The sequence below is a fragment of the Oceanospirillum sp. genome, from assembly GCF_048265165.1.
Classification (GTDB): domain Bacteria; phylum Pseudomonadota; class Gammaproteobacteria; order Pseudomonadales; family Halomonadaceae; genus Oceanospirillum.
Map to the genome: position 1 here is coordinate 208,070 of NZ_JBLXCD010000004.1, position 13,225 is coordinate 221,294.

The following is a 13,225-nucleotide window of genomic DNA, read 5'->3' on the forward strand; positions in this document are numbered from 1 at the left end:
CGTATGTTACAGATCGGTTTCTTCTTTTCTCAGGGTCAGAATTTCGCAGCCATCCTTGGTAACCAGAATGGTGTGCTCATACTGAGCGGATAAACTACGATCTTTTGTCACAACAGTCCATTCATCTTTCAGCGTTTTGCTGTGACGTTTTCCGGCATTGATCATAGGTTCAATAGTAAAGGTCATGCCTTCCTGTAAGGCCATTCCGGTTCCGGCTTTGCCATAGTGAACAACCTGGGGTTCTTCATGGAAGCCCTTGCCAATACCGTGACCGCAATATTCTCTTACAACAGAGAAACCGCTGGATTCGGCATGCTTCTGAATGATTTCACCAATGTCGCCCAGTGTGGTGCCGGGTTTAACAATACGTAGTGCTTTGTAAAGGCATTCCTGGGTCACCTGGCACAGACGTCGGGCCTGAATCTTGGCTTCCCCAATAATGAACATCTTACTGGTGTCGCCATGGTAGCCATCTTTGATCACGGTGATATCGATATTGATGATATCGCCATTTTTCAGCACCTTACTATCACTCGGAATGCCGTGACAGATCACCTGGTTCACCGAAGTGCAGATCGATTTAGGGAAGCCGTGATAATTGAGGGGGGCAGGGATGGCATCCAGATCGTTTACGATATATTCATGGCAGATACGGTTCAGCTCTTCTGTGCTGATACCCGCTTTTACATGAGGCTCGATCATCTCCAGGACTTCTGCCGCCATGCGGCCAGCCACGCGCATTTTTTCGATTTCTTCAGGAGTTTTAATAAGTACAGTCATATGGAATCTATTTCAGCCATCTTTTTGCGGATAAATAATAGTCTGAAATGGTAACGCTTATTGTTGTGCGGTGGGAGTGGCTGATTGGGATAAAATTAAAAAATAGACTTTTTTTGTCGGAAATAAATTCATAGCTTGTTTTTACCGCCATAAAAAAGAGTAATTTAGTCTGATTTCTTTCTATTGGGCTTATTATGTGGTATAAAGCCGCGCGCTTATATGCAAACCGTGTCTTATCGATTCTTGTTGCTGTTTCAGTAATGGGTAGCTGATATGACGCCTTTGCCTGTAACGCACTTAATTTTATTAAAAACGACACACACACACCGGCACGTAGTTCTGGGTGCTCCGATGAGATCAACGCAGGTTGCTCTGAAGGGTTGGATTATGGGGTGTGTGGAGGTTTAACCCTAAATTTCTAGGAGTCAAAATGTCTCAAGTTTCTATGCGTGATCTGCTGAAAGCAGGTGCTCACTTCGGTCACCAGACCCGTTACTGGAACCCGAAAATGTCCAAGTTCATTTTCGGTGCTCGTAACAAAATTCATATCATCAACCTGGAGCACACTGTTCCGGCGATGAATGAAGCTCTGTCTTTTGTTGAAAAACTGGCTTCCAGCAAAAATAAAGTACTGTTTGTTGGTACTAAACGTGCTGCGAGCAAAGTTGTTAAAGAAGAAGCAGCACGCGCTGGTATGCCATATGTAAACCATCGTTGGTTAGGTGGTATGCTGACTAACTATAAGACGATTCGTCAGTCTATCCGTCGCTTCCGTGATCTGGAATCGATGCAGAATGATGGCACGTTCGACAAGCTGAACAAAAAAGAAGTGCTGATGAATCAGCGCGAAATGGCTAAGCTGGAACGTTCTATCGGCGGTATTAAAGATATGGGTGGTCTGCCGGACGCTCTGTTCGTTATCGACGTTGACCACGAGCGTATCGCGATCAATGAAGCGAACAAACTGGGCATCCCTGTTATTGGTATCGTTGATACTAACAGCAACCCAGACGGTGTTGATTACGTTGTTCCTGGTAACGACGATGCAATCCGTGCGATTCAGATCTATGCACAGGGCGTTGCTAATGCTTGCCTGAAAGGCAAAGAAGGCAGTGCTTCTGAAAGCGAACTCGTAGAAGTTAGCGAAGCGCCTGCAGAGTAATTGAATGTGCCGACTCTTTTTTGAGTCGTCATATACTGCTGTTAGTTTTAGCAGTAGCGACTACTAGCTTTAACAGTAGCGACAGTTAACTCTGCAAAGGGGGCGTAAGCCCCCTTTTGCACCCCCGGTTTTTCATATCAGATCAAGAGGTTATTCATCATGGCTGCAATCAGCGCATCTATGGTTAAAGAGCTGCGTGAGCGTACTGGCTTAGGCATGCTGGAGTGCAAAGGCGCTCTGAAAGAAACAGGCGGCGATGTCGAGCTGGCAATTGAAAATCTGCGTAAATCCAGCGGTATGAAGGCAGCTAAAAAAGCCAGCCGTGTTGCTGCAGATGGTGCAGTTGCGACTAAAGTTGCTGAAGATGGCAGCTACGGTATCGTTCTGGAAGTTAACTCCGAGACTGACTTTGTCGCTCGTGACGATAACTTCAAAGGCTTTGTTCAGTCTGTTGCGGACAAAGTTTTCGACACTAAACAAACTGACATAGCTACTGTAATGGCTGGTGATCTGGAAGCAGCGCGCGAAGCTCTGGTTCAGAAGATTGGCGAAAACATCACAGTACGTCGCGCGGCAATCGTAGAAGCACCTGCTGGCGGCATCGTTGGTGAGTACGTACATGGCGGCCGTATTGGCGTTCTGTCTGTACTGACTGGTGCAAATGCAGATGTTGCTAAAGATGTTGCTATGCACACTGCAGCTGTTAACCCTCGTGTTGCTCGTCCTGAAGATATGCCAGAAGCAGAGCTTCAGAAAGAGAAAGAGATCATCATGGCGCAACCTGATATGGATGGTAAGCCTGACGAGATCAAAGAGAAAATGGCTGTTGGTCGTGTTAAGAAGTTCCTGGCTGAAAATAGCCTGGTGGAACAAGCTTTCGTTAAAGATCCTTCTCTGACTGTTGGTGCTTTCGTTAAAGATAGCGGCGGCGAAGTACAGTCTTTCATCCGTTTTGAAGTGGGTGAAGGTATCGAGAAAGTTGAAGAAGACTTCGCTGAGGAAGTGCGTAAGCAACTGGCTTAATTCGCATTTCTGATGTAATACAATGGCGTGTGTAGCGAAAGTTGCACGCGCCATTGTGCGATCTGATCCCCTGTTTTATAGACCCTTTCTTGCCGGAGACTGACCCATGCCAGTAAATGAAAAACCTTCCCAGTACAAACGTATTCTTTTAAAGCTTAGCGGCGAAGCCCTGATGGGTGAGCAGAACTTCGGTATTGACCCTAAGGTTCTCAACCGGATGGCGTTAGAAGTTGGGCAGCTAGTGGGTATCGGTGTTCAGGTGGGTTTGGTGATCGGTGGCGGCAACCTGTTTCGGGGGGCGGCGCTGAGTCAGGCCGGGTTGGATCGTGTGACCGGTGACCATATGGGAATGTTGGCAACCGTGATGAACGGCCTGGCAATGCGGGATGCACTTGAACGCGCAAATATCCGGACTCGCGTAATGTCGGCGATTCCGATGAGTGGTGTGGTTGAACATTATGATCGTCGCAGTGCTATCCGTTATCTGAATACCGGAGATGTGGTAATCTTTAGTGCCGGAACCGGTAACCCGTTCTTTACCACAGATTCTGCCGCCTGCCTGCGCGGTATTGAAGTTGATGCTGATGTCGTGATTAAGGCGACGAAAGTGGACGGGGTTTATGATAAAGATCCGGTGAAATTCTCCGATGCGGTGAAGTACGATCATCTGGGCTACGACAGCGTTCTTGAACAGAAGCTTGAAGTGATGGATCTGACTGCTATCTGTCTGGTGCGTGACCACAATAAACCGGTTCGTGTATTTGATATGAATAAGCCTGGCGCGCTGCTGAACCTGGTTGTAGGTGGCGACGAAGGAACACTAATTGACTGAGGAAACTTCCGTGATCAACGAAATTAAGACTGACGCAGAACAGCGGATGAAAAAAAGCCTGGAGTCTCTGACCACGGCTTTTGCCAAGATCCGTACCGGCCGGGCTCACCCGAGTATTCTGGATGGTGTATCTGTTGATTATTATGGCACGCCAACGCCACTGAGTCAGGTTGCTAATGTTAATGTCGAGGATGCCCGTACTCTGAGTATTCAGCCCTGGGAGCGTTCCATGATCCAGGCGATTGAAAAGGCAATCATGACATCCGATTTGGGGTTGAACCCAAGTACTGCTGGTACTGTGATTCGCGTACCTATGCCGGCTCTGACTGAAGAGACCCGTAAGAACTTTATTCGACAGGCTCGCTCTGAGGCGGAAAATGGTAAGATTGCGATTCGCAATATCCGTCGTGATGCTAATGGCTCCGTAAAAGATCTTCTGAAAGAAAAGGAGATTACAGAGGATGAAGAGCGTCGCGCAGAAGACGATATTCAGAAACTGACCGATAAATACGTTGCTGAAGCTGATACGCTTTTGGCTGCTAAAGAAAAAGATCTGATGCAGGTCTGATTTTCCTCCGCACCCGCCGTTCAGGCGGGTGCCATTGTGTTGCCTATTCATGGATTCAAAAAAGCAGAAAAATATTCCCCGTCATATCGCTATCATTATGGACGGTAATAACCGTTGGGCTAAAAAGCGCTTTCTTCCGGGGGTTGCCGGACATAAAGCAGGTGCTGATGCCGTTCGGGCGGTGATCCGGGGCTGTGTGGATCAGAGGGTTGAGGTTCTGACCCTGTTTGCCTTCAGTAGCGAGAACTGGCAGCGCCCACAAAAAGAAGTTAATGCTCTGATGGATCTATTTCTCGTGTCTCTGCGACGAGAGGTCAGGAAGCTGCACAAATATGATATTCGACTGCGTATTATTGGCGATAAGTCTGGGTTTTCGGATGATATTCAGCAAGCGATTGATGAGGCAGAAACCCTGACAGAAAATAATAGAGGTCTGCAGCTGAACATAGCGGCTAATTATGGTGGTCGCTGGGATATCGTACATACTGCACAGCAGCTGGCGCACCAGGTGGCCGAGGGTTTATTAAAACCTGAAGACATTACTGAGCAGTTGTTTAATCAAACGATTTCACTTGGCGACCTGCCTGCACCGGACTTGTGTATCCGCACGGCCGGCGAACAACGGATAAGTAACTATCTGCTATGGCAGTTTGCTTATAGTGAGTTTTATTACAGTCCACTCCTGTGGCCTGATTTTAAAGAAAAAGCATTGGCTGAAGCCATTGATGATTTTGCCGGGCGACAACGACGATTCGGTAAGACCAGCGAACAAATAGAAGGAAAAGCTGATGCTTAAACAGCGTGTATTAACCGCTTTAATTATGGCGCCGGTTGCGCTGTGGGGGCTTTTTGGCCTGTCTGTTGATTACTATATTCTTTTTGTTTCTGCCATTGTTTTGGTTGCCAGCTGGGAGTGGTCTAATCTCTCCGGTGCCTCAAGGTCCGGCAGCCTTATCTACCCCCTGTCTATGGCTCTGGTGCTTCTTGTTCTGAACGATATCCGATCCGAAAGGCTTGATCAGGCGATTCTGTACAGTGCCGCCGCCGCTTGGTTAGCTGCACTCTGGTTTGTGATTCAGTATCCGAAGAAGAGTATCTGGAAATCTACTTCCGCCCGATTATTGATTGGTTTTGTTGTACTGATACCCTGCTGGGTTGGCTTTGTTGAGTTGCGCACCAGTTTTTGGCTGGGCAAAGAAGCGCTGCTTTATATTTTGTTATTAGTCTGGTGTGCCGATATTGGTGCTTATTTTGCTGGCCGCCGTTTTGGCAAGGCCAAACTGGCACCTAAAGTCAGTCCAGGAAAATCCTGGGCTGGGGTTTATGGTGGTCTTTTGGCAACAGCCATTCTTGCGGTTATTTGTGCTCAGTACTGGGGGCTGAACCAGAAAGAGATGTTGACTCTTTTGGGTATAACTTTATTGGTAACTGCAGTATCTGTTCTTGGTGACTTGTTTGAGAGTATGGTTAAGCGCCATCAGGGAATGAAAGACAGCAGCCGGCTGTTGCCTGGGCATGGCGGTGTGATGGATCGTATTGATAGTCTGACAGCAGCCGTACCCGTATTTGTTCTGAGTCTTAAGCTGGCTGGGTTAAGTTTATGAGTCAGGGAAAACCGCAGAATATTACCCTGTTGGGCGGCACGGGCTCCATCGGTGGCAGTACTCTTGATATAGTGGCCCGTCATCCGGATCTTTATCGCTTATATGCCGTCTCTGGCTACCGGAGAATTCATGAGCTGGCCGCCATCTGTCGTCAGTTTAAGCCTGCGTTTGCGGTGGTTCCCGATCAGGTTGCGGCAGACCAGTTAGAAACAGAAATTGCAGGTCTGAATACGGCTGTTTTAGTAGGGAAGGATGCTCTGGATCGGGTCGCCGCTGCAGAGTCGGTTGATATTGTGGTCGCTGCTATCGTTGGTGCAGCAGGACTACTGCCAGCTCTGGCGGCGGTAAAGGCTGGTAAGCGTATTCTTCTGGCGAACAAAGAGGCGCTGGTGATGTCGGGCCAGTTGTTTATGGATGAGGTCCGGCGATCTGGTGCAGAGCTTTTACCGATCGATAGCGAACACAATGCTATTTTTCAGTGTCTTCCGGCTCAGGGAACCTGCTTTGATGATAATTCTTTGCCTGTATCCGGTGTTCGCCAGATTCTGCTGACAGCATCCGGAGGCCCGTTCAGAGGTTATAACTCTGATCAGCTTGCGGGGGTAACCCCAGAGCAGGCGGTTGCACATCCTAACTGGTCGATGGGGCAAAAAATTTCTGTGGACTCCGCCAGTCTGATGAATAAAGGACTGGAGCTGATTGAAGCTTGCTGGTTGTTTTCGGTTAAACCGGAGGCGATCCAAGTAGTGGTTCATCCGCAGAGTATTATTCACTCCATGGTTGCTTATAACGATGGCTCTGTGATTGCGCAAATGGGCAACCCTGATATGCGCACACCGATCGCTTATGGCCTGGCTTGGCCGAACCGAATTGATGCGGGTGTAAAGCCTTTGGATCTGTTTCAGGTTGCTCAGCTTGACTTTGAGCCTGCTGATGAAGTTGCCTTCCCTTGCCTTGCGCTAGCGCGTCAGGCTTTTTCTTTGGGAGGGACGGCACCTGCAATATTGAATGCAGCAAATGAAGTAGCCGTTCAGGCATTTCTTGATGAACGAATTGGCTTTGAGCAAATTCCGGAGCTCTGCCGCTATGCTTTGGACTGCCTGCCGGTAGAACCTGCGGTGTCACTGGACATTATTCTGGCCAGTGATTGTAAAGCCCGGGAAATTTGTCAGCCCTATCTTGAACATTTATCGATGCATCGCATCAAAGCGCAGTGAAGATTAACGGAGAGCGTGCATGGGTGTTTTGCATACGGTATTGGCATTAATTGTCACTTTAGGAATTCTGGTTACAGTGCATGAGTATGGTCATTTTTGGGTTGCTCGCCGCTGTGGTGTGAAAGTTCTGAAATTTTCTGTCGGGTTCGGTAAACCGTTGTATCGCTGGTTTGATAAAACCGGCACGGAATATGCCATTGCCTGGATTCCTCTTGGTGGCTATGTCAGCATGCTGGATGAGCGGGAAGGTAATGTTCCTGAGGAAGAGAGGCCCTACGCATTTAATCAGCAGTCCGTCTGGAAGCGAATTGCTATTGTGGCGGCAGGGCCTGTGGCAAACTTTATATTGGCCATTCTGGCATACTGGGTACTTTTCTTTTCCGGTACTAGTGCGTTGGCACCTGTTGTTGGGGCGGTTCAGCCGGATTCTCCAGCCTATGAAGCAGGGATGCAGCCTGAATCTGAACTGATCAGTATTGATGGTGAAGATGTCTTCAGCTGGCAGGATGCCGGAATGCAGCTGTTAAGCCGGGTAGGGGATACAGGGCAGATTCGTATTGTCACGCAGGATTGGCAAGGCTATCGTCAGCAAGAGCATACTGTTTCAGTTGACCGTTGGCTGGCCGGCACGAAGGAGCCAAATCCGTTAGCGGCCATCGGAATTACGCCTTTTTCTCCCCACCTTGAACCTGTCATTGGCAGGGTTTTGCCTGATGGCGCAGCTCAGAAAGCCGGGCTTAAAGTTGGTGACAGGATTGTGACTGCAGATGGTGAGCCTGTTGTGGACTGGATGCACTGGGTGACTCTGGTTCAGTCTTCCCCTGACCAGCAAATGACCCTTGAGATAGAGCGTCAGAGTCGTCTGGATTCTCTGAGCATTACACCGGCACTCCACCGTTTGGATGATGGTCGTGAGATTGGCTATATAGGCGCTGCCGCTCAGCCTGGTCAGTGGCCGGAAGGTATGGTACGAGAAGTCCGTTATGGCGTTCTTGAGTCCGTGTCACATGCAGTGACTAAAACGGCGGATATGATTGCCCTGACATTGGACTCTATTGGTAAAATGGTTGTCGGTTTAATCTCGGTTGAGAATCTTAGTGGCCCGATCACAATTGCCCAGGTTGCCAGTGATTCTGCAAAAGGTGGTTTTGAGAGTTTCCTGACCTTTTTAGCTTACATTAGCATTAGTTTGGGTGTACTGAACTTGTTGCCAATCCCTGTTTTGGATGGTGGTCATTTGATGTTCTATCTCGTTGAAGCCATTACCCGGCGGCCTGTCCCGGAAAAGGCCCAGCAGTTTGGTCTGCGACTTGGTATGATGCTGCTGGGTGGTCTGATGATCATCGCTTTTTATAATGACCTGATGCGCCTTTAAATTTTCAGTTAAACAGTCTCTTCTGGATAGTAGAATTTTATGATCACCCGTATAAAAAAGTTCAGCCCTTTTGCCATGCTTCTCCGTGCTGAGCAGGCTTTTATGTTGAAACGGTTGTTATCCGCAAAACACATGCTGTCCGGGGTTCTGATACTGCTTGGACTTGGTATAGGGTCGCAGGCTGTCGCCGCTCAATATGTCTTTGATGACCTTCGTGTTGAAGGGTTGCAGCGGGTTTCAGCATCTCGGGTGTTCAGTTCCTTCCCCATTGAGCTTCGTCAGCAGGTAGACAGTCAGGACTTGGTTGAAGCGAGTAAGTCTTTGTTTGAGACGGGATTATTCGATGATGTTCGGCTTGAGCGTGATGGCTCTTTGCTTATTGTCGTGGTGCAGGAGCGCCCGGCGATCGATAAAATTTTGATTACCGGTAACGATAAAATTAAGACGGAGCAACTTGAGCAAGGGTTGGCTCAGTCAGGACTAAAAGCTGGCCAGATTCTGCAACGGGTCACGCTGGAACAGGTTGAGCTTGAACTCGAACGTATGTATCACGGTCTTGGCCGATATAGTGCCAGCATTAAGACCGAAATTGAATCTGTGGGTGAGAACCGGATTAATTTGAATGTAAAAATTCGGGAAGGTGATGTAGCGACGATTCGTCATATCAACTTTACAGGTAATGACCGGTTTGATAACGAGACACTGGCAAAGCGTTTCGAGCTGGAAGTTAAGCCGAACTGGTCACTGTTTTCATCTGCCAGCCAGTATTCACGCCCTAAGCTGCAAGGTGATATTGAGCGTCTGCGTAACTGGTATCTGGACCGGGGTTACCTCAAGTTCAATGTTGATTCTACGCAAGTATCAATAAGCCCTGACCGGCTGGACGTGTATATAACGGTGAATGTCACAGAGGGTAAACCCTACAGCATTCGTGAAATTAAGCTGAGTGGTGAGCTGGTCATTGAGCCGGATGAGATCCTTGAGCTGATTGAACTGAATCCCGGTGACACTTTCTCCCGCACTAAAATGGTTAACACCACAGAAGCGATTCGTAAGCGCCTTGGTGAAGAGGGGTTTACCTTCGCGAATATCAATGCCGTGCCTGAGCTTCATGATGACCAGACCGTTACTCTGACATTGATGGTCGATCCCGGCAGGCGTACTTATGTTCGTCGCATCAATTTTTCCGGCAATGTCACAACAAAAGATGAAGTTCTTCGCCGGGAAATTACCCAGATGGAGGCAGGAACAGCTTCTACCGATGCGATTAAAAACTCTAAGACACGACTTGAGCGACTGGGATATTTTAAGTTTGTGCAGGTCGATACCCCTCGGGTTAGCGGTGTCGACGATCAGATCGATGTTAACTACACCGTTGAAGAGCAGCCTTCTGGTAGCTTGAGTGCTTCTATTGGTTATTCACAAAACAGCGGCATTATTTTTGGTGCCGGTGTTCAGCAGACCAACTTCCTGGGAAGCGGAACCAACGTTGGCTTTAATGTCAGTCGCAGCGATACGGTGCAGAAGCTGGACTTCTCTATTTTTGACCCTTATTACACACTTGATGGGGTCAGTCGCGGGATCAATGTCTTCTATCAGGAAAGCAATCTGGAAGACTCAGATATCAGTGGCTTTGCTACAGACTCATATGGCGCGAAAGTCAGCTTTGGTTACCCTATAACAGAAACAGCTCGGGTTGGTTTAACGCTGGGTGCTGATAATACCCGTATCTACACGGGCGATGACCCGGTGGAGGAGGTTCTTACATTTATCGCAGATGAGGGTGATAACCACTCGGCCTTTAAAGTCGGCGGCTATATTACCGATAATCAGCTGAACCGTGGCGTCATGGCCACGGATGGTAGTTATAATAAGCTATCTGCTGAAGTTGCTGTGCCCGGAAGTGATATGACGTTCTTCACCTTGGAATATAAAAATCGTTACTTTATTCCGATCAATGATGACTATTCTGTGAAATTCCGAACGGATCTGGGATATGCCGATGGTTACGGTAGTGATAGCTTATTACCTTTCTATGAGCACTATTTTTCCGGTGGGCTAGGGTCAGTGCGTGGATACAGCGGTAACTCTCTGGGGCCAAAAAGTACCCCAACGGATGATGATGATCCCTCTGCATTTGGGGGTAATGTCCTGGTTGAAACTGGTGTTGAACTGATCTATCCGCTGTGGTTTGTTGAGGACAGAAGCAGTCTGCAGACTGTTGTTTTCCTGGATGGCGGTAATGTCTTTATGACCGAGTGCAGCCGGGTATCAACAAACTGCACTGAGGGTGTTGAGCTGTCAGAGCTGCGTTGGTCTGCAGGGCTTGGACTGACATGGCTATCTCCTATCGGGCCTTTGGATTTCAGTATTTCTAAAGCACTAAATGCGTCCAGTGATGATGACACCGAGTTCTTCCAGTTCTCGATTGGTCAGACATTCTGACGCGCCAAAATAAAGGAGAGCCTGTATGACTCGCTTTGCTCGCACATTAAGTACTTTTCTGGCATTGGTGATGATCGCCTCTGGTACTGCCTATGCTGATACCGATAATGACTTTATTCCGACTAGAATTGCGGTGCTGGACTGGCGGGCTGCTCTGCTTGGTACTGATCAGGCGCGAGATGCATTCAAGGCGATCCGTGAAGCTTTAAGTCAGGATCAGCAGGAGATCCAAACTCTTGCTGATGAAGCAAAGCAGTTACAGGCGCAGCTTAAAAAAGATGCTGAAATCCTGAGTGCTGACGAAAAGCGTCAGTTGAGTAAAGATATTCAGGAAAAGGCAGAGGAATACCAGTTCCTGGGTCAGCGTCTGCAAAAAGAGCAGCGTCAAAGACAGGAGTCTTATATCCGTAGTGTCCGGCCTCAGTTGGATGATGCGGTTCGTCAGGTAATCGAAGCCCGTAAAATTGATCTTTTACTGGATCGACAGGCGGTTACATTCGTTCACAGTCGCTTGGATATTACGCCCGATGTGATTGCCCAGCTTAATACAATGCAGGTTGCCCGTTAGTAGCTATAGGCTATGGCTGTCTGCGATCTTCATACCTGCTTCTTTGATACGTATAAGGATACATAAATGATACACCCTTCTGATGCTCCGTCTGCTGGCCATGAATATACACTGGGCTACCTTGCGGAGATACTGAAAGGTGAATTGCGCGGTGATGCTTCCACTGTTGTGCGGGGGCTGGCGACGCTACAGAGGGCTAATGCTACTCAGGCCAGCTTTCTGGCAAACCCTGCTTATCAGAAGCATTTGGCAAACTGTCAGGCTGGTGTCGTATTACTCAGGGAAGAGCTATCAGACCAGTGCCCTGTAAACTGCATTCTGCTCCACAATCCTTACGCCGGTTATGCGCGACTGACCCAGTTGTTTAACTCCGTTTCCCCCTGTACACCGGGTATACACTCTCAGGCTGTTGTTCATCAGGATGCCAAGGTTTCTCCAAATGCTCAGATTGATGCTTTTGCTGTTATTGAAGCAGGAGCTGAAGTAGGGGATGGAGCTGTTATTGGTACTCATTGCCATGTAGGTCGAAACACAATTATTGGGAACGGTTGCCGACTGTTTCCCAATGTCACGCTATATCACGATGTTGTTCTGGGTTGCGAGGTAACCTTGCACAGCAGCTGTGTCATCGGTGGTGATGGTTTTGGATTTGCACCTGAAAATGGCCGCTGGGTAAAGATTGCTCAGCTGGGTGGTGTTATCATAGGTGATCGGACGGAAGTTGGTGCAAACACCAATATTGACCGTGGGGCTCTTGATGACACTGTTATTGGCTCAGATGTCATTATCGATAGTCAGGTTCAGATTGCCCACAATGTCAGAATCGGTGACGGTACTGCTATTGCTGGTTGCGTTGGTATTGCTGGCAGCAGTTCAATTGGGCGTCATTGCCTGATTGGTGGTTCGAGTAATATTGCCGGGCATTTAAGTATTTGCGACGGAGTGACCTTGAATATGACCACCAGTGTTACCGGTGATATTCGGGAACCCGGCCATTACTCATCCGGAACAGGTATGTCTGATATGCGTACCTGGCGTAAGAATGCGGTGCGTTTTAATCAGCTGGACAGGCTGGCTAAACGGGTGGTTAAGATTGAGAAAAGCTTGTCACCTGCCGCAAATAAAGAAAAAACTTAAAATAGACAGAAGCGTATAACACGCACCTGCTGCCCAGAGGGCTGCCAGGTTTCTTTTGAGGTTGAATGAATGGTCATGGACATTAACGAAATTAAAGAATACCTACCCCACCGTTATCCTTTTCTGCTGGTTGACCGTGTTGTTGAAATGGAGCTGGGTGAATCTATTGTTGCCTATAAAAATGTATCGGTGAATGAGCCTTTTTTTAATGGACACTTTCCTCATCACCCGGTAATGCCGGGTGTATTAATTATTGAGGCAATGGCACAGGCTGCCGGTATTCTTGGCTTTAAGACGATGGAAAAGAAACCAGCTGATGGTCATATCTACTATTTTGTTGGTAGTGATAAAGTACGCTTTAAGCGCCCTGTGATTCCTGGGGATCAGCTGAAACTTGAGGCGACTGTTGTGGGCACTCCTCGCCGTGGTATCTGGCGTTTTGATTGCAAGGCGACAGTTGATGGTGAGCTCGCGTGTCAGGGTTCAATTTTGTGTGCAGAGAGAGAGCTGTGAG

Annotated in this window: 13 protein-coding genes; 12 read left to right on the forward strand and 1 reads right to left on the reverse strand. The window is 48.2% G+C overall.

The window, feature by feature from the left end:
• Positions 1 to 6 precede the first annotated feature (6 nt).
• Positions 7 to 780 carry a type I methionyl aminopeptidase gene (gene map, locus ACN0R8_RS10525; protein ID WP_417597168.1) on the reverse strand — a complete coding sequence of 258 codons (774 nt, stop codon included), beginning with the start codon at positions 778 to 780 and terminating at the stop codon, positions 7 to 9.
• A 430-nt stretch (positions 781 to 1,210) separates the two neighbouring features.
• Here map and rpsB point away from each other — a divergent pair, with 430 nt between their 5' ends.
• The 12 genes from rpsB (at position 1,211) to fabZ (ending at position 13,224) form a co-directional block, all read left to right on the forward strand.
• Complete coding sequence (gene rpsB / locus ACN0R8_RS10530) at positions 1,211 to 1,942, forward strand: 30S ribosomal protein S2 (protein ID WP_417597171.1); 732 nt, start codon at positions 1,211 to 1,213, stop codon at positions 1,940 to 1,942.
• A gap of 159 nt (positions 1,943 to 2,101) precedes the next feature.
• On the forward strand, positions 2,102 to 2,965 hold the full coding sequence (gene tsf / locus ACN0R8_RS10535; RefSeq protein WP_417597173.1) for a translation elongation factor Ts: 864 nt from the start codon (positions 2,102 to 2,104) through the stop codon (positions 2,963 to 2,965).
• 106 nt (positions 2,966 to 3,071) lie between these two features.
• The gene (pyrH, locus tag ACN0R8_RS10540; RefSeq protein ID WP_417597175.1) at positions 3,072 to 3,797 is read left to right on the forward strand and encodes a UMP kinase; all 726 of its coding nucleotides are present in this window, start codon (positions 3,072 to 3,074) and stop codon (positions 3,795 to 3,797) included.
• Between the two features lie 10 nt (positions 3,798 to 3,807).
• Positions 3,808 to 4,365, forward strand: coding sequence for a ribosome recycling factor (gene frr, locus ACN0R8_RS10545; protein WP_077243380.1), 558 nt, complete (start codon positions 3,808 to 3,810; stop codon positions 4,363 to 4,365).
• Positions 4,366 to 4,414: 49 nt separating this feature from the next.
• On the forward strand, positions 4,415 to 5,161 hold the full coding sequence (locus ACN0R8_RS10550) for an isoprenyl transferase (protein ID WP_417597177.1): 747 nt from the start codon (positions 4,415 to 4,417) through the stop codon (positions 5,159 to 5,161).
• Entirely contained in the window at positions 5,154 to 5,969 is an 816-nt protein-coding gene (locus ACN0R8_RS10555; protein ID WP_417597179.1) for a phosphatidate cytidylyltransferase, read from the forward strand. Before ACN0R8_RS10550 ends, ACN0R8_RS10555 begins: the two co-directional genes overlap by 8 nt.
• Positions 5,966 to 7,186 (forward strand): 1-deoxy-D-xylulose-5-phosphate reductoisomerase, encoded by a 1,221-nt coding sequence (gene ispC, locus ACN0R8_RS10560; protein ID WP_417597181.1) that lies wholly within the window; start codon positions 5,966 to 5,968, stop codon positions 7,184 to 7,186. Before ACN0R8_RS10555 ends, ispC begins: the two co-directional genes overlap by 4 nt.
• Positions 7,187 to 7,205: 19 nt before the next feature.
• On the forward strand, positions 7,206 to 8,561 hold the full coding sequence (rseP, locus tag ACN0R8_RS10565) for a sigma E protease regulator RseP (protein ID WP_417597183.1): 1,356 nt from the start codon (positions 7,206 to 7,208) through the stop codon (positions 8,559 to 8,561).
• Between the two features lie 39 nt (positions 8,562 to 8,600).
• Entirely contained in the window at positions 8,601 to 11,006 is a 2,406-nt protein-coding gene (gene bamA / locus ACN0R8_RS10570) for an outer membrane protein assembly factor BamA (protein ID WP_417597185.1), read from the forward strand.
• A gap of 25 nt (positions 11,007 to 11,031) precedes the next feature.
• On the forward strand, positions 11,032 to 11,574 hold the full coding sequence (locus tag ACN0R8_RS10575; protein WP_417597187.1) for an OmpH family outer membrane protein: 543 nt from the start codon (positions 11,032 to 11,034) through the stop codon (positions 11,572 to 11,574).
• Between the two features lie 66 nt (positions 11,575 to 11,640).
• On the forward strand, positions 11,641 to 12,711 hold the full coding sequence (gene lpxD / locus ACN0R8_RS10580) for a UDP-3-O-(3-hydroxymyristoyl)glucosamine N-acyltransferase (protein WP_417597189.1): 1,071 nt from the start codon (positions 11,641 to 11,643) through the stop codon (positions 12,709 to 12,711).
• Positions 12,712 to 12,780: 69 nt separating this feature from the next.
• A complete protein-coding gene (gene fabZ / locus ACN0R8_RS10585; RefSeq protein ID WP_077243075.1) occupies positions 12,781 to 13,224 on the forward strand; it encodes a 3-hydroxyacyl-ACP dehydratase FabZ in 444 nt (147 codons plus the stop codon).
• Position 13,225 lies beyond the last annotated feature (1 nt).

Bases quoted from the DNA above. Each gene is read 5' to 3' on its own strand.
- map (WP_417597168.1), bottom strand. From the start codon at position 780: ATGACTGTACTTATTAAAACTCCTGAAGAAATCGAAAAAATGCGCGTG.
- rpsB (WP_417597171.1), top strand. From the start codon at position 1,211: ATGTCTCAAGTTTCTATGCGTGATCTGCTGAAAGCAGGTGCTCACTTC.
- tsf (WP_417597173.1), top strand. From the start codon at position 2,102: ATGGCTGCAATCAGCGCATCTATGGTTAAAGAGCTGCGTGAGCGTACT.
- pyrH (WP_417597175.1), top strand. From the start codon at position 3,072: ATGCCAGTAAATGAAAAACCTTCCCAGTACAAACGTATTCTTTTAAAG.
- ACN0R8_RS10550 (WP_417597177.1), top strand. From the start codon at position 4,415: ATGGATTCAAAAAAGCAGAAAAATATTCCCCGTCATATCGCTATCATT.
- ACN0R8_RS10555 (WP_417597179.1), top strand. From the start codon at position 5,154: ATGCTTAAACAGCGTGTATTAACCGCTTTAATTATGGCGCCGGTTGCG.
- ispC (WP_417597181.1), top strand. From the start codon at position 5,966: ATGAGTCAGGGAAAACCGCAGAATATTACCCTGTTGGGCGGCACGGGC.
- rseP (WP_417597183.1), top strand. From the start codon at position 7,206: ATGGGTGTTTTGCATACGGTATTGGCATTAATTGTCACTTTAGGAATT.
- bamA (WP_417597185.1), top strand. From the start codon at position 8,601: ATGATCACCCGTATAAAAAAGTTCAGCCCTTTTGCCATGCTTCTCCGT.
- ACN0R8_RS10575 (WP_417597187.1), top strand. From the start codon at position 11,032: ATGACTCGCTTTGCTCGCACATTAAGTACTTTTCTGGCATTGGTGATG.
- lpxD (WP_417597189.1), top strand. From the start codon at position 11,641: ATGATACACCCTTCTGATGCTCCGTCTGCTGGCCATGAATATACACTG.
- fabZ (WP_077243075.1), top strand. From the start codon at position 12,781: ATGGTCATGGACATTAACGAAATTAAAGAATACCTACCCCACCGTTAT.